Raw genomic sequence first — 19,169 nt, forward strand, 5'->3', positions numbered from 1 at the left:
GTCCGCCGCATGGATGCGGCGGCCAAGCCTACAGGGACGTACTTGCGGCGTCCCCCCGCGAATCCACCCCGCCCGGCCAAGCACGGCTGTTGCTTTACGCGACCAACCGCCCACCCACGAGGGGCTGCGCCGTTCGCCGGAACCTACGCCGAAGGCGACGGCTTCTGCTTCAGCAGGCTGAGTGCCAGGCCACCCACCACCAGCACGCCCAGGCCCAGCAGCGCCCATAGCAGCCACGCCTTCCAGTCATGCTGCGGCTTCAGCGCGGCATCGCCGGCCAGCGGCTCCGGGCTGCCCTCCAGTCGTGCCAGTGTCGGTTGCCATGACGGATCATTGCGCTGCCGCAGTTCCTCGATCAGTACCCCGATCGGGGCTTCGGCGCGGCGCGCGGTTGAACTGCCCACCGCCAACGCGTAGGGCGCGGCCCCCTGACTCAGGAACACCAGTACTTCCGGCTGGTAGCCCAGGCGCAGGGTCGGCGCGGTCGCGGACTCCGCCGGGTTTGCCACCAGCTTCCAGTAGCGGTCCCGGTACACGCCGCCCAACGGCTGCGCGGCCGACTGCTGGCGCTGGCCCTGCGTTCCCTGCTGCACCTGGTAGGCAATCCACGGCGCGCTGCGACGCTGCCATTCCGCGCCCGGGTCATCGCGGCTGAACAGCGTCCACTGCACCAGGCTGTTGTCGGTGCTGGCCACGTCGGCACGTGCCACCGGGAAGCGTCCGTCCATCTCGAAGGTGTACTCGCCCTTGCCGGCCGCGGACGGCTCCAGCGACAGCCATTCCCACGGAATCGTGGCCGGTGCCGGTGGCAGTTCAACCAGTACGCTGCGCAGGGGCGGCAGACGTGCGTCGCCCTGTGCCAGCACGCGCAGGTAGCGCGCTTCACCGTCCACCTGCAGGCGGCGCTGCAGCAGGCGCTTGCCGGCGCGCTGCAGATCCACCAGCGGAATGTCGCGGCCCAATGGACGCCAGTGCTGCAGGTCGTCGCTGGCGTCAAGCTGCACCTGCGCCTGCAGAGGCTGGCCACTGTCGGCCCAGTCCAGCACCAGCGCTGCCATCGGCTGCTTGTCCAGCACGCTGGCGTCGATCAGCCAGCCGCCCTGCGCATTGGCAGCCACGCCGGCACCCACGCGCGCCTCGACGCGGCGCACGCGGCCGTCGGTATCACGTTCGGTCAGCAACTGCAGATCGTTGCGCTGCGCTTCGGCCAACGGCGGCAGTGCGAACCAGGGCAGTTCGCGCTGCACCGGCGGCTGCGCCAGCGGCTGGTCCGGCGCCAGCAGCGCCGAAGGCAGTGACTGCCCGGCCGCGTTGAACACCTGCAGATCGCCGAGGTCAGCGGCACCGGAACGGCGGTAGATCGCCGGTTCCAGCACGATACGGTAGGCACCGGATTGTGCGCTGGACAGCGTCAGCGGCCATTGTTCGGCGTACTGCGTTCGATACTCGGCGGCCTGCGCAGCCACAGCGGCCAGCAGGCCGAACATCGCCGGCAGCAGTGCCCTGCTCCACGTTTTCATTGTGTTTCCTCCACGGTCGGCGCCGCGCTGGGCGGTGCCGGTGCCAGATAGCCCACGACCGTGCACAGCAGGCCGTAGGCGATGAACGATGCGATGCCCAGCAGGTTGCCCAGATGCTGACGATCGACAAGCACCAGCTTGGCCAGCACCACGCCCATCAGCACCGCGCCGACCATCCACAGCACACGCTGGCCGCGGCGCGAGCCCCACACCCAGGCGATCACGCCAAGCACGCTCCACAGTACGGTCAGGCTGGTCTGCGCCAGGCTGAAGCGCAGCATCGACGTGCTCCACGACAGGCCACCCCACTGATGCACGCCATGCAGCACCAGGCTGGTCAGCGCGACGAACGCCGACAGTGCCAGCAGCGGCGTGCGGAGGTTCAACAGTGCCTGCGGTGCCTGCCCGCTGTACAGCCAACGCGCCAGCAGCAGCAGGCTCAGCCACTGCCCGATCTCGGCCGGGTTCAGCACCGGCAGCCACAGCAGCGGAGCGGCATCGCCCGGCAACAGCTGGCCGAACAGCCAGCCGATCGACAGCAGCCCGAACAGCACGCACTGCAGGGGCGTACGCGCGCGGTCGAACGCTTCACCCAGCGGCCAACGCAATACGCTCCAGCGCCACAGCGACAGCGCGGCCATCAGCAGCCACGGCAGGGTGATCAGCAGCGTCGTCCAGCCCTGCGCCAGGCCAGCCTCGCCACCGCCCCACAGCGCCAGCAGCGAAAGCAGCGATGGCCACAGCAGCCACCACAGGAACTGCGCAATGCGCGCCACGGTGTCGCCGCCCTGGCGCAGGCACAGCAGCGTGCGCACGCCCAGCAGTGCGAAAACGGCCCAGGCCAGCGCGCCGTAACCTGCGAACGGCTGCTGGTGCGCATCGCTCTGCATCAGGGCCAGCGGGAAGCCCAGCGCCAGCATCGCCAGCGCCGTCACACCCAGCGCACGCGCCGGCTGGCGGCGCTGCATCTCGGCGGCCAGCCACGCTGTGACGGCCACCAGCACCAGCAGCGCATCGGCTTCGGCACGGTGCGGGAAGAAGCGGAAGATCTCGTGGACAAGCCCGCCCAGCCACCACAGCAGCCCCCACAGGTAGTAGACCAGTGCGACCTCATGGCGCGCCCTGCGCTGGTAGCTCCACGCCGAGGCGAACCCGGCCACAGCCAGCAACAGTGCTCCGATGGCCGTTGGGTTGAGCAGGAAGCGGGCATCTTCAAGCCAGTGGTCGGCGCCTGCAACAAAGGCGAACGCCGCGCCGATCTGCAGCAGCGCACCGGCCACCTGCGGCAGCCAGCGCTTCTGACGCAGCCCCAGCCAGACCAGGCCGGCGCCTTCCAGCGCGAACACCGCGCCGGTGGCGCGCGCCGACAACGCCAGCGGCACCGCCAGCGTGGCAAAGCCGACCGCCAGCACCGCATGCGACTGCGCCAGCACGGTGTACGACGCGCGTGCGATCAATGCCCGTGCCAGCACCGCGTAAATCGCGGCCAGGCCCAGCGCGCACAGCGCCAGCGTCATCGGCTGCTCATGCAGCATCCCCGCCTGCAGCGAGAACGCCACCAGCGGCGTGCCGAACACCAGGCTGCCGTCGACCAGATCGCGCCGCCCAGCCGGCTGCCGGCGCGCGTACAGCAGCGGGATCAGCAGGTAGAAAGCGAAGAACAGCAGCAGGAACGGTTCGGTACTGGCGAACTTGTCCGGCGCGTACTGCAGCACGCCCCAGAACGTGCCGATGCCGAAGGTGAAGGCGAAGCCCAGCAGGTTCAGCGCGCGCCACGGGCGGAACCAGGCGATGGCGAAGATGCCGGCATTGAGCACGGCGTAATAGCTGAACAATCCCACGTGATTGCCGCTGCCGGTGGATAACCACAACGGCGCCATGAAACCGGCCAGGATGCCAAGCACCGCCAGCGTGCGCGAATTCTGCACCACCGCCAGCACGCACAGCCCGGCCACCAGTGCAATTGAACTGGCAAAGGCGAACCCCGGCGTGAGCAGTTCAAACCGCTTGAACGCGGCAAAGATGGTCAACAGCAGCACGCCGATGGCCCCGCCCTGCAGGGCCAGCGCGAACAGGCGCCGGCGCTCCCGCTGATGCCAGCCGAATGCCAGCAGGCCCAGCGCACCCGCGGTGATGCCGGCCAGGCGCAGCTCGATCGGCAGCACCAGCCACCCCTGGTCGCTGACGTACTTCAGCAGCGCGGCGACGCCGGCCAGCAGCACCAGCATGCCGATCTTGACCGGCACGTTGCCTTCGGTGAACCAGCGCTTGACCGCGCCGATGCCACGCTCGATCAAATTCGGCAGCGCCGGTTCGGCCGGCAACGGCGGTGCGACGGGGGCCAACGGCACCGGCGGCGGTGCAACCGGGCGCGGCGCGGGCACGTCGGCGGGAGGCGCTGCGGGCACCGGCGGCTGCGCAGGCGGTGGCGCTGCGGTCGGTGCGGGCCGCAGGAAAGGCGGATCAGCGCTGGCCACAGGCGTCACCACCGGCCGTGCAGGCGCACCCCCGGCGGCGGCGACCGGGGCCGGTCGGGAAGCCGGTGCGGCGGCCAGCGCGCCTTCCAGCGCGGCAACACGGCGGCGCAGGCCGGCGATCATCACCAGCGCCACCACCAGCAACAGCGGAATGGCCAGCAGAACCAGGACAACCAGGGCGATCAGTGCTTCCATTGCATGCCTTCCAATGCGATCCCGCGCCCCAGCGGCGACGGTCGACCGGCCCATGCTACGACAGGGCCCGGCCCCATGAACGACGAACCCCGGCCAGGCCGGGGTTCGTTTGCGATCCTGGCCGGCCTTACTTGGCGGCGACGACCTTGGCCATTTCCAGGCACTTGTTCGAGTAGCCCCACTCGTTGTCGTACCAGGTCACCAGCTTGACGAAGGTGCCGTCCAAGGCGATACCGGCTTCGGCGTCGAACACCGAGGTGCAGGTCTCACCGCGGAAATCGGTGGCCACCACCTTGTCTTCGGTGTAGCCCAGGATGCCCTTCAGCGGGCCTTCGCTCTGCGCCTTCACTTCAGCGCAGATCTCGGCGTAGGTGGCTTCCTTTTCCAGCTCGACGGTCAGGTCGACCACCGACACGTCCGAGGTCGGAACGCGGAAGCTCATGCCGGTCAGCTTCTTGTTCAGTTCCGGAATGACCACGCCGACGGCCTTGGCCGCACCGGTGGAGGAGGGAATGATGTTTTCCAGGATGCCACGACCGCCGCGCCAGTCCTTGTTGGACGGGCCATCGACGGTCTTCTGGGTGGCGGTGGCCGCGTGCACGGTGGTCATCAGGCCGCGCTTGATGCCCCACTTGTCATTGATGACCTTGGCCAGCGGGGCCAGGCAGTTGGTGGTGCACGAAGCATTGGAGACGATGGCCTGGCCGGCGTAGGTCTTGTCGTTCACGCCGTAGACGAACATCGGAGTGTCGTCCTTCGACGGCGCCGACATGATGACCTTCTTCGCGCCGGCATCGATGTGCTTCTGCGCGGTTTCCTTGGTCAGGAACAGGCCGGTGGATTCGATCACCACGTCCACGTCCACTTCGTTCCACTTCAGGTTGGCCGGGTCGCGTTCCTGGGTCAGGCGGATCTTCTTGCCGTTGACCAGCAGGTCGTTGCCCTGCACCGCCACGTCGGCCTTGAAGCGGCCGTGCACGGAGTCGTACTTGAGCATGTACGCCAGGTAGTCCGGCTCGAGCAGATCGTTGATGGCCACGATTTCGATGTCGTCGCCGAAGTTCAGCACCGCCGAGCGCAGGACGTTACGCCCGATGCGACCGAAACCGTTGATACCAACCTTGATTGCCATTTCTCAAGCTCCTGCGGCCGCGACGGGTGCGGCGGGATGGATAGGGCCCACAAGTCTAGCAAACCGGGGCTGGCCACCGTGGGCCAGCCCCCCGGCGCGGCGGGCTGGCGGACAGGAATTGATCCGGATCAAAGCGTTAGCGCGGCGTGAGGCTGAGACTGTCGCCATCCACCCCGCAACGAGATCACCCCCATGCGCAAGACCTCCTCCCTGATCGTGGCCAGCCTGGCCGCCGCCCTGTCGCTCGCCGCCGCCCCGGCCATGGCCCAGTCCAAGGGCGACTGGACCGTCTCGGCCGGTGTGCACCAGGTGGCGCCGAAGTCGAACAATGGCTGGCTGGCCGGCCACACCCTGAAGGTCGACGTCGACAACGACGTCAAGCCGACCATCACCGGCGAGTACTTCATCGCCGACAACCTGGGCATCGAAGTGCTGGCGGCGCTGCCGTTCAAGCACGACATCAACATCAACGGCCTGGGCCGCGTCGGCAGCACCAAGCAGCTGCCGCCGGTGGTGACCGTGCAGTACCACTTCAACAGCAAGGGCAAGGTGTCGCCGTTCATCGGCGCAGGCGTGAACTACACGACCTTCTTCAGCGAAGACACCACCGGCGCGCTGAAGGACAGCCGCCTGAAGCTGCAGGATTCGTGGGGCCTGGCCGCGCATGCGGGCGTGGACTTCGCGATCGGCGAGAAGGGCGCCCTGCGCGTGGACATGCGCTGGATCGACATCGACAGCAAGGTGAAGTTGAACGGCGAGAAGATCGGCACGGTCAACATCGATCCGCTGGTCTACGGCGCGTCGTACGTCTTCAAGTTCTAAGCGGTGTGCTGGGCGCGGGGGCTTCGGCCCCCGCTCGCCCGCCACACGCACAACCCTCGCAGCATGTTGCCCCGGTCATTGCCGGGGCTTTTTTTGGGGACGACGCCAGCTGGCTATGGAAATGCCGTGTCAGAACAAATTGACTGCGACCATCGCCTAGAGATGGCACACTCAAACCCCTGAGAAGAACGGACTCGATCATGAAGGGTATCTGGCTCGCACTCGCACTTCTGCTTGGATCACCTGCGGCCCTAGCAACGACTGTTGCAGACGGTACGTTTGTCATGATGTCTGGCGGGGCATGTGATGATTTTTCCCCAGATTGCTATCTGGAAGATCCCGTCATTGCTGAAAATGTGATCAAGCAGCTTGCGGCGGTTGGCGTGACGCGCTTCCTCGTGCCGTCGGCAACCTTGGACCAGCTGAGAGTCATTGCAGCTCCGATCAGTGCACGAGGTCTTGAGTTCTATACGTATGAGCGCTGGACCTTCGAAGCTGCAACCCAGACAGGGAAATTCAACTGCCAAAAATACACAGACGAACGAATTGATCCAGTCTTGGTCAAACTTCGCGCTGAATTTGGCAAGAGCTTTGCAGGACTTCACTTCAAGGACGAACCGCCAGAGAGGGACATTTCGCCTCTCGCAGAAATGAGTCAGTGCGTGAAAGCCGAGCCTCGCTTGGCCGGCATGAAGATCTTTATCAATTTGTTCCCACTTCACGCCAATGCCGGCGCTTATGCAGGTTCTGACCATGCGGGCGCCATGCAGCCCACGGAGTATGGCGTCGATTGCACTACAGCAAACATATCTCAGCCAGAAAAAACAGTGAGTATGGTGGCTCGCTATTCCGGGTTTGCACGTCGGCTATCTGATGAAGTGCGCCCAGACTATTTGTCGTTCGACATTTACCCGTTCAGCCCATCACTCAGGAAGTGCCCGACGGCAAGAGATATCTTGCTCTCCGAAAATATGTCGATTATTTCGAACCTCGCAAGATCCAGGGGCCAGACATCCATCGCCTATCTTCAGAACGTACAGTCTGCCCACCCATCGCTGAGTCAGGATCCGTTTGAATACGCCAGCTTTCACGACCTGAGATGGTTCACAGGCTGGGCTTTTGCGTTCGGGATGAGAGGCTTTTCGAACTTCATCAGCCACGATGCCAGCAATACGACTGGCATGCCAAATGGCGGTGACTTGCTCGGAATGCTCGACAAGCAGAACAATCCGCGAAATCTCTTGTCGGACCAGCAAAGCACTTTTGGCGTGACCAGGCAGGTTCAATCCACATTGAACAGCGTCAGGTACCTTGGCTTTGCGGACAACAATCTGGGAGTCCCATCTGGTCAGATTTCAGGATGGCTGTCCAATCCTTCGTTTCTTGTCGGCGAATACGGGAACGATGATCTTTCAATCGCCTACCTTGTCGTTGCCTCTCGTGCACCCAGACAGACAGCTACCGGGCGTATCGGCCTCAACAAATGGTGGCAGAACGTTGAAAAGCTCGACTTCGAATCAGGTCAGTGGCGACGAGTTGGTACTGGAACAAACGAGATCGGTGTCGCCATAGACACGATACCTCTCGAGCTTTACCGCCTCACCCCGTGAAATCGAGGGTTTCGATATTGGTCAGGGCACATCCACGCATAGCGTGGATCTACTGATCCGGCGCCACTTCCACCCGGTTGCGGCCACTTTCCTTGGCCCGGTAAAGCGCTGCATCGGCACGTGCCAACGCCTGTTCCAGCGTGTCGCCGCCGTCATCGTGCCAGCGCGCAACGCCGATGCTCACGCTCACCACCGGCGCTGCATCCGAATCGGCATGGGCGATCGCCAGTGCCTGCACCTGCTGCCGCAGCTGTTCGAAGGGCGCTGTTTCCGGCTCGCCCGGCACCCAGTGGCCGAGCGCCACGAACTCCTCGCCGCCGTAACGCGCCACCACCGAATCGACACCGCGCAGCTGCGCGGCCAGGGTGACCGCCACCGCATGCAGCACGCTGTCGCCTGCGGGATGGCCGTGGTGGTCGTTGTAACGCTTGAAGTAGTCGATGTCGATCATTGCGATTCGCAACGCGCCACGTGCATGTGGCGTGCGCAGATAGCGCTGGAAGATCTGGTTGGCCTGGCGATCGAAGGCGCGCCGGTTCAGCAGTCCGGTCAGCCCATCGTGGTTGGCCAATGCATCCAGCCGCTGCTCGGCCCGCCACGTTGCACGCGCCTGCCGTTCGGAAATGTAGCTGCCGACAATGCCGGCCAGGTTGCTGGCCAGCACGAACATCACGCTCTGCAGCATCTGCGCCCAGTGCCGGCCCACCTGCAGCTCGGCCAGCACGAACGCCAGCGCGATCAGGGTTCCGGTCAGCGTCGCCACCCCGAAACGCAACCCGCACAGGAAGTAGTTCAACAGCAGGAACAGGCTGATGCCTTCATAGGGATAGTTCACGCCAGCACGGTGCGCGGTCCAGATCATGCTCACCAGCGCCAGGCCGCTGACCAGCACCACGCTGCCGCCCAGCCACTGCAGGCGGCGACGGAACACCGGTGCGAAGGTGAGTGCCACGCCCAGCAGCAGGGTCGGCAACAGCACGCCCAGCCGCCAGCGCAGTACCGGCGCATGCACCTCCGGTGGCAACCAGTAGGAATCGAGTACGGCAAAGCCCAGCGAGAAGGCACCGGCCACGGCACAGGCCCAGCGCATGCGCCAGACGACCTGGGCATTGAACGCGGCGGCGAACCCATCGTCTTCGGGGTGGCCTGCCTGGACCCGTCTGTCCGTGATGATCATCACCCTCTCCCACTCCCCTTGGCCGGGCTACCGTAGCGGCCGCAGCATCAAGGCCACGTGGCGACCGGCCGGGCTCCATCAAGCCGCCAGTGCCCGGCCGCCGCTAGAATGTGCGCATGAAAGCCCTGCACTCCCTGTTCCTCGCCGCCGCCCTGGCGCCGGCCCTGCTGTCCGCTTCCGCCCCGGCCCATGCCTGGGGCGCACAAGGCCACCGCCTTGTCGCCGAAGTCGCCGACACCCGCCTCAACCCCACCGCCCGCGCCGAAGTGGACCGCCTGCTGGCCACCGAGCCCGACGCCACCCTGGCCAGCATCGCGCCCTGGGCAGATCAGCTGCGCGCCAAGGACCCCGGCCTGGGCCGTCGCTCGGCCGGTTGGCACTACGTCAACATCGCCGAAGACAACTGCCATTACGAAGCCCCCAAGCACTGCAGGAACGGCAACTGCATCGTCGAAGCATTGAAGGCACAGAGCGCCATCCTCGGCGACCGCAGCCTGACCGACGGCGAGCGCCTGCAGGCGCTGAAGTTCGTCGTGCACCTGGTCGGCGACATCCACCAGCCGATGCATGCCGGCTACGCCCATGACAAGGGCGGCAATGATTTCCAGCTGCAGTTCGGCAACCGCGGCACCAACCTGCATTCGCTGTGGGACAGCGGCATGCTCAACACCCGCAAGCTGGACGACAACGGCTACCTGCCGGTACTGCAGGGCCTGCGCGCGCCGAAGCTGGCACGCCAGTCCAACCCTCAGCGCGACCCGCAGACCTGGGCCGAGGCCAGCTGCCGCATCTCCATGCAGGCTGGCGTTTATCCGGCCACGCGTAAAATCGGTGATGAATACACCGAGCGCTACCGGCCGCTGGCCGAAGCGCAGCTGCGACTGGCCGGCGAGAACCTGGCGCAGTTGCTGAACCGCGTGCTCGGCACGCGTTGAGGAGCGTTCCCATGTCAGTCCAGGTGCAGTCGTTCTTCCACCGTGACAGCAACACCTTCAGCTACCTGGTCAGCGACCCGGCCAGCGGCGAGGCGGCGCTGATCGACCCGGTCCTGGACTACGACCCGGACACCGACGCCAGCAGCGAATCACCGCTGCGCGACGTGCTGCAGGCCATCGAACAGCAGGGCCTGCAGCTGCGCTGGCTTCTGGAAACCCACGCCCACGCCGACCATGTGTCGGCGGGGCGTCGGCTCAAGCAGCGCTTCCCGCAGGCCGCGCTGGCCATCGGCGAAGGCATCCGCGCGGTGCAGGCCACCTTTGCACCGCGCTACGGCCTGCAGCTTCCTGCGGCCGATGACATCTTCGACCGCCTGTTCGCCGACGGCGACACCTTCGCCCTCGGCGAGCTGCAGGGGCGCGTGATTGCCGTGCCCGGGCATACCAGCGACAGCGTTGCCTACCTGATCGGCGACGCCCTGTTCAGCGGCGACTCGCTGTTCATGCCTGACGGTGGCACCGCCCGCTGCGATTTCCCGGGCGGTGACGCCGCGCAGCTGTATCGCTCGATCCAGCGCCTGCTGACCCTGCCCGACGCCACCCGCGTCTTCGTCTGCCACGACTACGGCCCGGGTGGCCGCGCGTTCGCCAACGAAACCACCATCGGCGAACAGCGCGCGCACAACATCCACGTGCATGACGGCGTGGCCGAGGCGGAGTTCGTCAGCGTACGCCAGGCCCGCGATGCGACGCTGGCCGAGCCGGCGCTGATGCAGCCGGCGGTGAAAGCGAACATCCAGGGCGGGGCCTGACGCGCGCCGCTGCACCCGCCGCGCATGGCACGGCGCTACCGGCCCTGTGTGCGCACCACATGCTGGCCCTTCACGATCTCGAAGGTGAAGGCGTACTGCAGGGTGACGGCGACCGGCTCAACCCGCTCGGCGCTGCGGCAGTCGCCGCGATCGGCCGGCACCTTGCCTGCTGCGAAGTGGCAGACCGCGGCGGACGAGTACTGCCACATCGCAACCGCCTCCTGCGCGGCCTGCAGCAAGGGCGCATTCTCCGGCCTCGCGCCCGCGCGGCATTCGCTACGGTCGTTCAGCGGCATGCTGCGTTCAACGTCGCCCTGCGCATCCACCACCACCTGCAGGCAGACCGTGGTCGGCGGCAGTTCAGTGCGCGGGTCGCGTTCGCCCACCACCGGGTCAGGTGCCGTATGCAACTGCGGCATCCGGTAGCCCTCGCTGTCGGCCAGCGTGTAGGGCTGGATCTGGCCGGCGCCGCCTGCGGCATCGGGCCGCAGACGCTGGTGACCGACATTCTCGCTGCGGGTATCGACGGTGGTCAGGCGATCCTGGGTTGCACACCCCACCAGCAGCGCCGCCATCATCAACAGCGGCGCCCGCCTCACTTCGTTTCCTCGCTCTCATCCATGGCGTAGGTGATCGGAATGCGGACGGCACCGGCCACCGGCTTGCCGTTCTTCCGCGCCGGTCGGTAGGTCCAGCTGCGCGCGGCGGCGATGGAGACGGCATCGAACACCCCCGGATTGGTTGCGCTGAGCACCTGCACATCGGTCGGATGGCCCTGTGCGTCCACCTCGATGCGCAGGTTGACCACGCCCACCTGGCGCTGCTCGAAGGCGGACTTCGGATAGGACGGCGGCGGCATCTTGTCGACCTGGATCGGACTGTCCAGCCCCGCCTTGGCCGCATCCTCTGCAGCGTATTCGAACGGCTCGACACCGATCCGGGTACCTGCCGCCGCACCGCCCTGGCTGGCCCACGCCACCGCCGCCATTGCCGCGCACACCCCGACCACCAGCACCTGACCCGACACCCACGGCAATGCCTTCCGCTTGGACTGCTTCAACATGGCGATACGCTCCTTCAACACGGGTTGGCTGCGCCAATGGCAGACTGCGGGCGCAACCGGATGGACCAGCTGCGCCTTCAGCAGCGTGCTGGCATAGAGGCCGCGCAGCGCAGGCTGCGGGGCAATGGTGCGGGCATCACAGGCCAGTTCCTGATCGCGCAGGAAACGGCGTGCAGCCCATGGCAGAAGCGGGTGGAACCAGAACACTGCGCGCACCAGCAGCAGGGCGCCGTTGGCCCAGTGATCGCCATTGCGGCGATGGCTGCGCTCGTGCTGCAGGATCAGGTTCTGCTCCTGTGCGGTGAACTGCTGATCGAATTGCGGACCGACCACGATGCGTGGCCGCCACAGACCGACCAGCGCGGGCAGGCCCGGATCAGCGCTGGCCTGCCAACTACCGTCGGCGCGCGCGTGCAGCAGGCCCAGGCTGCGTTCGAAGCGGCGCTGCGCACGCAGGTCGCGCAACAGGCTGATGCCCACGCCCAGCGCCCATGCCAGCAACAGCAGCCGAGCCCACGGCAACGATTCCCCGCTGAGGCCGCCGGCAGCCCCCGGCACCACCGTCAACGGCAGCGTCGGCACCTGCTGCAGCAGCGCAACCTCGGGCAGCGGCAGCAACAGCGCCGCCAACAGCAACGGCAGCAGCCACCAGCTGCGGTAGGCCAGCGCGACGCCGCCCAGCCGTACCAGCAACGGGCGCAACGCGGCCAGCAGCAGCGCAGCCACCGCCAGCCACAGGCTGCCCTGCCACAGTCCATCAAGCAGCTCAGTCATGGTCCAGCTCCTGGATCAGCTTCTTCAGTTCGGCGATGTCCTGCGCGCTGAGCTGGCCGCGCTCGCTGAAATGCGCCACCAGCGGCGCCACCCTGCCCTCGAAGACACGACCGATGAAGTCCTGGCTCTGTGCCTCCACCCAGGCCTGGCGCTGCAGCAGGGGCCGGTACAGATAGCGCCGGCCATCGCGCTCGGCGGCGATCGCGCCCTTGGTCAGCAAGCGGTTGAGTAGAGTCTTGATCGTCGGCTCGGCCCAGTCGCGGTGGGCCAGCGCGGCCACCACGTCTTCGGCGCTACGCGGTGCCTGCTGCCACAGCACCTCCATTACAACGGCTTCGGCTTCGCTGATCGGTGTCATGGTTTACATCCGTAATCGACAACTCGATTACGCGCGTAATCGAACCCAGTGTCAAGCCCCCTCGACTCCGGGTTCATCGCAGCTGCGCCAGCATCGGTCCCTCCCGCCCCTGGCCCCGGATGAAAGCACTGCCCAAGAAGGAATTCCCGGTCGAGCAGGCCCGCCGCTTCCTCGAGCCCGGCCCGATCGTGCTGGTCAGTACCGCCTGGCGCGGCCAGCGCAACCTGATGACGATGGGCTGGCACATGGTGATGGGCTTCTCGCCGTCGCTTGTCGCCACCTACCTGTGGCACGAGAACCACAGCTTCACACTCGCCCGGGGCGGCGGCGAGTGCGTGATCAATGTGCCCGGCGTGGAACTGCTCGATACCGTGGTGGACATCGGCAACTGCAGCGGACGTGAGGTCGACAAGTTCGCCCGTTTCGGGCTGGACGCGATGCCCGCTCGCGAGGTCGGCGCGCCGCTGGTCGGGCAGTGCCACTCGAACTTCGAATGCCGCTTGTACGACGACAGCCAGGTGGCATCGAACAACCTGTTCATCTGGGAAATCGTGCGTGCACACGTTGCGCCGCGGCCGAAACTGCCGCGCACGGTGCATTACCGCGGCGATGGGCAGTTCATGGTGTCCGGCGCGGAAGTCTCGCGTCGACGGCGGTTCAAGCCCGACATGCTGTAATGCCCGAACTCCCCCACACGCAGGACCGCCGCGCATGACCGAACACCTCACCGACCTGGACGCCGCCGTCGACTGGTTGTTTGCGCGCGTGGAAGGGCCGTTGCGGATCGGGGCACCGCTGGCGCTGGGCAAGCCGCATCGGCTGCTCAATGCGCTGTATGCACGCGTCGAACATGACCCATCGCGGCCGCTGCAGCTGTACACCGCGCTGTCGTTGAACCCGCCGAAGGCGCGCGGCGACGGCCTGGAAGCGCGCTTCATGGCGCCTTTCGCGCAGCGCCATTTCGGCGACGACTTCCCGCGCCTGGCCTATGCCGATGCGATTGCGCGCGACGCGCTGCCGGCGCATGTGCAGGTGGAAGAGTTCTACATGCAGTCCGGTGCCCTGCTCGGTTCGCGCCAGGCACAGTCCAGCTATACCAGCCTGAACTACACCCACGCCGCCGACGCGGTCGCCCAGCGTGCGCCGCAGGTGATCGTGCAGAAGGTGGCCATGCGCGCCGGTGACCGCCGGCTGTCGTTGTCATGCAACAACGACATCACCCAGGACACCCTGGATGCCATCGCCGCACGTGGCCTGCCGCGGCCCCTGCTGATCGCCGAGATCGATCCGCAGCTGCCCTACCTGGGCGGCTCGGCCACGGTGGATGTGTCCTTCTTCGATCTGGTGATCACTCCGCCGCCGCCGTACCCGGCGCTGTTCGGCCTGCCTCGTCAGCCGGTCGGCGATGCCGACTATGCCATCGGCCTGTATGCCAGCACGCTGGTGCGCGACGGCGGCACCCTGCAGATCGGTATCGGTACCCTGGCCGACGCACTCAGCCATGCGCTGGTACTGCGCCATACCGACAACGCGCGCTACCGCCGCGTGCTGCACGCGCTGGATCCGCAGCTGGCCAGCCATCCGCTGGTGCAGGAGATCGGCGGGCTGGATCCATTCGAGGTCGGCCTGTACGGCTGCAGCGAGATGCTCAACGAAGGCTTCCGCCGGCTGGTGCAGACCGGGGTGATCAAGCGCAAGGTGCACGACGACCTGGCGCTGATGCAGCGCATCGAGAACGGCAGCACGCTGTCCATCGACCACGCCACCCTGGCGGCCGAAGGCGAGTACCTGCACGGTGCGTTCTACCTGGGCTCGCCGGAGTTCTACGAGTGGCTGCGCACCTTGCCAGAGGATGAGTGCCGCGCGATCGGCATGCGCCGCATCAGCGAGATCAACCAGTTGTACGGCGGAAACGAGACGCTGGAACGCCTGCAACGCCGCCATGCCCGCTTCTTCAATTCCTGCATGATGGCCACCGCGCTGGGCGCAGCCGTCTCCGATGCGCTGGACGACGGACGTGTGGTATCCGGCGTGGGTGGCCAGTACAACTTCGTGGCAATGGCGCACGCGCTGCCGGAAGCACGCAGCGTGCTGATGTTCCGCGCCGCGCGCGATGACAAGGGCCGGCGCGAATCCAATGTGCGCTGGAATTACGGGCACACCACCATCCCACGCCACCTGCGCGACATCTACCTCAACGAGTACGGCATTGCCGATCTGCGCGGCTTGACCGATGAGGACTGCGTGCAGGCGATGGCGGCGATCACCGAGGCGCCGTTCCAGGGCGGCTTGCTGCAGCAGGCGCAGGCTGCGCGCAAGCTGCTATCGGCTGCGCAACCGGATCCGCAGCGCCTGCAGCGCAACACGCCGCAGGCGCTGTCCGCTGCATTGGCACCGTTCCGCACCGATGGCAGCCTGCCGGACTATCCACTCGGCAGCGACTTCAACGAGATCGAGCAGGTGCTGGTGAAAGCGCTGGGCTGGCTGAAGACCAACACGCAGACCCGTGGCGACAAGCTGCGTACGGTGTGGGCGGCGCTGCGGCAACCGGCCGGCGACGGCGATGCGGTGTACCTGCAACGCATGGGCCTGCAGGCGCCGAAGGATTTCGCAGAGCGCCTGGATGCGCGACTGTTGCGCCTGGCGTTGGCGCGTACCGCCTGAAAAAAGGGGACGGAGGGAATCAAGTCGTCTGTGCACAAACGACTTGATTCCCTCCGTCCCCTTTTCCGCAAAGAGAAAGGCCGGCTTGCGCCGGCCTTTCCTTCATCACGATGCGATGCTGCTTACAGCGCCTTGGCCGCTTCCACCACATGCGCGGTGGTGATGCCGAAGTGCTTGTACAGCTGGTCGGCCGGGGCCGAGGCACCGAAGGTGTCGATGCCGATCACCGCACCATCCAGGCCGACGAACTGGCGCCAGAAACCGGTGACGCCGGCTTCCACCGCCACGCGCTTGCGCACGGCGTTGGGCAGCACCGATTCACGGTAGGCCGCATCCTGGCGCAGGAACACGTCGGTGGACGGCATCGAGACCACGCGGGTCTTGAGGCCAGCCGCATCCAGCTGAGCCTTGGCTTCGGTGGCCAGCGAGACTTCCGAACCGGTTGCGATCAGGATCACGTCCGGGGTACCGGCGGCGTCAGCCAGCACGTAGCCACCGCGCTCGATCTGGGCGATCTGCTCGGCATTGCGCGGCTGGTGCGGCAGGTTCTGGCGGCTGAACACCAGGCAGCTCGGGCCGTCCTGACGCGTGATCGCAGCCTTCCAGCTCACCGCCGACTCGACCGCATCGCACGGGCGCCACACGTCGTTGTTCGGGATGTAGCGCAGCGAGGCCAGGTGCTCCACCGGCTGGTGGGTCGGGCCGTCTTCGCCCAGGCCGATCGAGTCGTGGGTGTAGACGTGGATGGCGTGGGCCGGGATCAGCGCGCTCATGCGCACGCCGTTGCGGGCGTAATCGCTGAACACCAGGAAGGTGGCGTCAAACGGAATGAAGCCACCGTGCAGGGCCAGGCCATTGGCAATGGCGGTCATGCCGAACTCGCGCACGCCGTAATACACGTAGTTGGCGTTGGCGTCGTCGCTGGCCACCGACGTGCTGCCCTTCCACAGGGTCAGGTTGGAGTGCGCCAGGTCAGCCGAACCGCCGACGATTTCCGGCAGCAGCGGTGCATAGGCTTCGATGGCCAGCTGCGAGGCCTTGCGCGAGGCGATCGTCGGGCCTTCAGCGGCCACCTGGGCGATGTAGGCATCGGCCTTGGCAACGAAGTCGGCCGGCAGTTCGCCGTGCGAACGACGGGTCAGCTCGGCCGCTTCGCCCGGGTACTGGCGGGCGTACTTGTCGAACAGCTGTTCCCACTCGGCCTGGCGCAGGGTGCCGGCGCCATTGGCACGCCAGCCGTCATAGATCGCCTGCGGAATCTCAAACGGGCCGTATTCCCAGCCCAGCTGCTTGCGGGTGGCTTCCAGTTCGTCCTTGCCCAGCGGGGCACCGTGGCTGGATTCCTTGCCCGCCTTGTTCGGCGAACCAAAACCAATGGTGGTGCGGCAGCAGATCAGGGTCGGCTTGTCGCTCTGCGACAGCGCGGCCTCGATGCCGGCCTTGATGCTTTCCGGGTCGTGGCCATCGACATCGCGCACCACGTTCCAGCCGTAGGCCTCGAAACGCTCCGGGGTGTTGTCGGTGAACCAGCCCTCGACGTTGCCGTCGATGGAGATGTGGTTGTTGTCCCAGAAGCAGACCAGCTTGTGCAGGCCCCAGGTGCCAGCCAGCGAGGCGGCTTCATGCGACACGCCTTCCATCAGGCAGCCATCGCCCATGAACACCCAGGTGCGGTGGTCGACCACTTCCAGCTCCGGGCGGTTGAAGCGCTGTGCCAGCAGCTTCTCGGCCAGGGCGAAGCCCACGGCATTGGCGAACCCCTGGCCGAGCGGGCCGGTGGTGGTTTCCACGCCCGGGGTCTCATGGCGTTCCGGGTGGCCGGCGGTGTGGCTGCCCAGCTGGCGGAACAGCTTGAGCTGCTCGATCGGCAGGTCGTAACCGCTCAGGTGCAGCAGCGCGTACTGCAGCATCGAACCGTGGCCGTTGGACAGCACGAAACGGTCGCGGTTGAACCAGTGCGGGTTGCTCGGGTTGTGGCGGAGGTAGTCGTTCCAGAGGACTTCGGCGATGTCGGCCATGCCCATGGGCATGCCGGGGTGGCCGGACTTTGCGGTTTCAACCGCATCGGCGGCAAGGAAGCGGATGGCGTTGGCCAACTGGCGACGGGTAGGCTGCGTCATGGTTCTGTCGGAATCGGGAGGCGGCCGCGGACGTGCGGGCGGCCTATTGTCCCATAGTCGCCGGGCGGGGTCAGGTCGGACCGGAAAACGAAAGGGGTCGGAGCCCATTCCGTTCGGAATGGGCGCCGACCCCGATCAGGTCGCCAGCAGGGGTGCCGGGCTCAGTCCTGGCGCGGGGTCAGCGCCGGGCCGTCGTGCGGCTCGCCCTTGGCCACCAGGGTGGTCAGGGCCAGGTCGCCGGTCACGTTCAGTGCGGTACGGCACATGTCCAGGAAGTGGTTCACGCCCAGGATCAGGCCGATGCCCAGCGGGTTCACGCCCACCATCGCGCAGATCATCGCCACCACCGGCAGCGAGCCGGACGGCACACCGGCGGTACCGATGCCGCCGAGGATGCACACCGCCATCACCATGATCTGTTGGCCGATGCTCAGGTCCACGCCGAAGAACTGGGCCAGGAAGATCACCGTCACGCCCTCGAACAGCGCGGTGCCGTTCTGGTTGGCGGTGGCACCCACGGTCAGCACGAAGCGCGACACACGCTGCGGCAGGCCCATCTGGTCGGCCACGCGCAGCGCGGTCGGCAGGGTGGCATTGCTGGACGCGGTGGAGAACGCCATCACCGTCGCTTCCTGGGTATCGCGGAAGAACGACAGCGGCGAACGGCCGGACAGCCACACCGCGGTGCCGTAGGTCACGATCATGTGCAGGCCCAGTGCCAGCACCACCACACCCACATAGGCGCCCAGGCGGATGATCAGCTCGAAGCCGAACAGTGCAGCCAGGTTGAACATGAAGCAGGCCACCGCATACGGGGCCAGACGGATGACTAGGTTGATCAGGGTCATCGAGATTTCGAACACGCCTTCGATGGCGCGACGCAGCGGGGCGACCTTCTCATTGTCGGTCAGCACCATGCCGATGCCGAACATCAGCGCGAAGAACATCAGCGACAGGATCGCGCCGTTGTCCGATGCCGCCTGCAGCACGTTGCTCGGCACGATCGACAACAGCATGTCCATGCCCTTCGGCGTGCCATGGATACCGGCCACGATCTCCTTGCTGCGCTCGGCATTCTCCGACAGCATCAGCGCCGCCGTCTGCGGGTCGACGCCCGCGCCCGGCTTGAGCAGGTTCACCAGCACCAGGCCGATGCCCACCGCGATACCGGACAGCAGCACGGTGAACGCCAGCGTCTTCCAGCCGATGCGGCCGAGGGCGCGGATGTCGCCCATCTCCGACACGCCCATGATCAGCGCCGAGAAGATCAGCGGCACGATCAACATGAAGATCAGATTGAGGAACAGGCCCGACGCCGGGGTGGTGATGTAGTCCATGACCCACTTGGCACCGGCCTGCAGGCCATCGACGCTGCCGCCCAGGGCATGCACGATCAGTCCCAGGACCAGGCCGATCGCAAAGCCGATGCCCATCTTCCAATGCAGGGGCAACTTCTTCCTGTCGGCAGCAGCTGCTGTCATACGCGGGTTTCCTCGAAAAATGAATGCAC

The 19,169-nt window shown here is 66.4% G+C and carries 15 protein-coding genes; 6 read left to right on the forward strand and 9 right to left on the reverse strand.

The window, feature by feature from the left end:
* Positions 1–143: 143 nt before the first annotated feature.
* From AC5YGJ_RS12860 to gap, 3 genes are all read right to left on the reverse strand, one after another.
* Positions 144–1,520, reverse strand: a complete 1,377-nt coding sequence (locus AC5YGJ_RS12860) for a DUF3999 domain-containing protein (RefSeq protein WP_496186751.1) — start codon at positions 1,518–1,520, stop codon at positions 144–146.
* Positions 1,517–4,192 (reverse strand): DUF2339 domain-containing protein, encoded by a 2,676-nt coding sequence (locus AC5YGJ_RS12865; RefSeq protein WP_496186752.1) that lies wholly within the window; start codon positions 4,190–4,192, stop codon positions 1,517–1,519. Before AC5YGJ_RS12865 ends, AC5YGJ_RS12860 begins: the two co-directional genes overlap by 4 nt.
* Before the next feature lie 127 nt (positions 4,193–4,319).
* Positions 4,320–5,324, reverse strand: a complete 1,005-nt coding sequence (gap, locus tag AC5YGJ_RS12870) for a type I glyceraldehyde-3-phosphate dehydrogenase (RefSeq protein WP_032127866.1) — start codon at positions 5,322–5,324, stop codon at positions 4,320–4,322.
* Positions 5,325–5,516: 192 nt separating this feature from the next.
* On the opposite strand from gap, the gene AC5YGJ_RS12875 reads away from it, so the two are divergent.
* Positions 5,517–6,146 (forward strand): OmpW/AlkL family protein, encoded by a 630-nt coding sequence (locus AC5YGJ_RS12875; protein ID WP_249843008.1) that lies wholly within the window; start codon positions 5,517–5,519, stop codon positions 6,144–6,146.
* A gap of 200 nt (positions 6,147–6,346) precedes the next feature.
* Positions 6,347–7,756 (forward strand): hypothetical protein, encoded by a 1,410-nt coding sequence (locus tag AC5YGJ_RS12880; protein WP_496186753.1) that lies wholly within the window; start codon positions 6,347–6,349, stop codon positions 7,754–7,756.
* Between the two features lie 49 nt (positions 7,757–7,805).
* On the opposite strand, the gene AC5YGJ_RS12885 is transcribed toward AC5YGJ_RS12880, so the two are convergent.
* A complete protein-coding gene (locus AC5YGJ_RS12885) occupies positions 7,806–8,933 on the reverse strand; it encodes a GGDEF domain-containing protein (RefSeq protein ID WP_496186754.1) in 1,128 nt (375 codons plus the stop codon).
* A 116-nt stretch (positions 8,934–9,049) separates the two neighbouring features.
* Between AC5YGJ_RS12885 and AC5YGJ_RS12890 the strand changes: the two genes are divergently transcribed.
* Positions 9,050–9,868, forward strand: a complete 819-nt coding sequence (locus AC5YGJ_RS12890) for a S1/P1 nuclease (RefSeq protein WP_249843006.1) — start codon at positions 9,050–9,052, stop codon at positions 9,866–9,868.
* 11 nt (positions 9,869–9,879) lie between these two features.
* Entirely contained in the window at positions 9,880–10,680 is an 801-nt protein-coding gene (locus tag AC5YGJ_RS12895; RefSeq protein WP_496186755.1) for an MBL fold metallo-hydrolase, read from the forward strand.
* Between the two features lie 35 nt (positions 10,681–10,715).
* Here AC5YGJ_RS12895 and AC5YGJ_RS12900 read toward each other — a convergent pair whose 3' ends face one another.
* The 3 genes from AC5YGJ_RS12900 to AC5YGJ_RS12910 are packed head-to-tail and all read right to left on the reverse strand — an operon-like array spanning position 10,716 to position 12,875.
* Positions 10,716–11,279 (reverse strand): hypothetical protein, encoded by a 564-nt coding sequence (locus AC5YGJ_RS12900; protein ID WP_496186756.1) that lies wholly within the window; start codon positions 11,277–11,279, stop codon positions 10,716–10,718.
* Positions 11,276–12,517, reverse strand: a complete 1,242-nt coding sequence (locus AC5YGJ_RS12905) for a M56 family metallopeptidase (protein WP_496186757.1) — start codon at positions 12,515–12,517, stop codon at positions 11,276–11,278. The genes AC5YGJ_RS12900 and AC5YGJ_RS12905 overlap by 4 nt, the downstream gene beginning before the upstream one ends.
* Positions 12,510–12,875 (reverse strand): BlaI/MecI/CopY family transcriptional regulator, encoded by a 366-nt coding sequence (locus AC5YGJ_RS12910; RefSeq protein ID WP_249843002.1) that lies wholly within the window; start codon positions 12,873–12,875, stop codon positions 12,510–12,512. Before AC5YGJ_RS12910 ends, AC5YGJ_RS12905 begins: the two co-directional genes overlap by 8 nt.
* A 119-nt stretch (positions 12,876–12,994) precedes the next feature.
* Between AC5YGJ_RS12910 and AC5YGJ_RS12915 the strand changes: the two genes are divergently transcribed.
* Positions 12,995–13,552, forward strand: coding sequence for a flavin reductase family protein (locus AC5YGJ_RS12915; RefSeq protein WP_496186758.1), 558 nt, complete (start codon positions 12,995–12,997; stop codon positions 13,550–13,552).
* 34 nt (positions 13,553–13,586) lie between these two features.
* Positions 13,587–15,539 (forward strand): acetyl-CoA hydrolase/transferase C-terminal domain-containing protein, encoded by a 1,953-nt coding sequence (locus tag AC5YGJ_RS12920; protein ID WP_496186759.1) that lies wholly within the window; start codon positions 13,587–13,589, stop codon positions 15,537–15,539.
* 122 nt (positions 15,540–15,661) lie between these two features.
* Here AC5YGJ_RS12920 and tkt read toward each other — a convergent pair whose 3' ends face one another.
* Positions 15,662–17,659: a transketolase gene (tkt, locus tag AC5YGJ_RS12925; protein WP_249842998.1), complete on the reverse strand. Its 1,998-nt coding sequence runs from the start codon at positions 17,657–17,659 to the stop codon at positions 15,662–15,664.
* A 161-nt stretch (positions 17,660–17,820) separates the two neighbouring features.
* Complete coding sequence (locus AC5YGJ_RS12930; protein ID WP_496186760.1) at positions 17,821–19,140, reverse strand: dicarboxylate/amino acid:cation symporter; 1,320 nt, start codon at positions 19,138–19,140, stop codon at positions 17,821–17,823.
* Positions 19,141–19,169 lie beyond the last annotated feature (29 nt).

The sequence above is a fragment of the Stenotrophomonas sp. CS3K5 genome, from assembly GCF_059515225.1.

What these genes read in the sequence shown, in the direction of transcription:
- AC5YGJ_RS12860 (WP_496186751.1), bottom strand. Translation starts at nt 1,520, where the DNA reads ATGAAAACGTGGAGCAGGGCACTGCTGCCGGCGATGTTCGGCCTGCTG.
- AC5YGJ_RS12865 (WP_496186752.1), bottom strand. Translation starts at nt 4,192, where the DNA reads ATGGAAGCACTGATCGCCCTGGTTGTCCTGGTTCTGCTGGCCATTCCG.
- gap (WP_032127866.1), bottom strand. Translation starts at nt 5,324, where the DNA reads ATGGCAATCAAGGTTGGTATCAACGGTTTCGGTCGCATCGGGCGTAAC.
- AC5YGJ_RS12875 (WP_249843008.1), top strand. Translation starts at nt 5,517, where the DNA reads ATGCGCAAGACCTCCTCCCTGATCGTGGCCAGCCTGGCCGCCGCCCTG.
- AC5YGJ_RS12880 (WP_496186753.1), top strand. Translation starts at nt 6,347, where the DNA reads ATGAAGGGTATCTGGCTCGCACTCGCACTTCTGCTTGGATCACCTGCG.
- AC5YGJ_RS12885 (WP_496186754.1), bottom strand. Translation starts at nt 8,933, where the DNA reads ATGATCATCACGGACAGACGGGTCCAGGCAGGCCACCCCGAAGACGAT.
- AC5YGJ_RS12890 (WP_249843006.1), top strand. Translation starts at nt 9,050, where the DNA reads ATGAAAGCCCTGCACTCCCTGTTCCTCGCCGCCGCCCTGGCGCCGGCC.
- AC5YGJ_RS12895 (WP_496186755.1), top strand. Translation starts at nt 9,880, where the DNA reads ATGTCAGTCCAGGTGCAGTCGTTCTTCCACCGTGACAGCAACACCTTC.
- AC5YGJ_RS12905 (WP_496186757.1), bottom strand. Translation starts at nt 12,517, where the DNA reads ATGACTGAGCTGCTTGATGGACTGTGGCAGGGCAGCCTGTGGCTGGCG.
- AC5YGJ_RS12910 (WP_249843002.1), bottom strand. Translation starts at nt 12,875, where the DNA reads ATGACACCGATCAGCGAAGCCGAAGCCGTTGTAATGGAGGTGCTGTGG.
- AC5YGJ_RS12915 (WP_496186758.1), top strand. Translation starts at nt 12,995, where the DNA reads ATGAAAGCACTGCCCAAGAAGGAATTCCCGGTCGAGCAGGCCCGCCGC.
- AC5YGJ_RS12920 (WP_496186759.1), top strand. Translation starts at nt 13,587, where the DNA reads ATGACCGAACACCTCACCGACCTGGACGCCGCCGTCGACTGGTTGTTT.
- tkt (WP_249842998.1), bottom strand. Translation starts at nt 17,659, where the DNA reads ATGACGCAGCCTACCCGTCGCCAGTTGGCCAACGCCATCCGCTTCCTT.
- AC5YGJ_RS12930 (WP_496186760.1), bottom strand. Translation starts at nt 19,140, where the DNA reads ATGACAGCAGCTGCTGCCGACAGGAAGAAGTTGCCCCTGCATTGGAAG.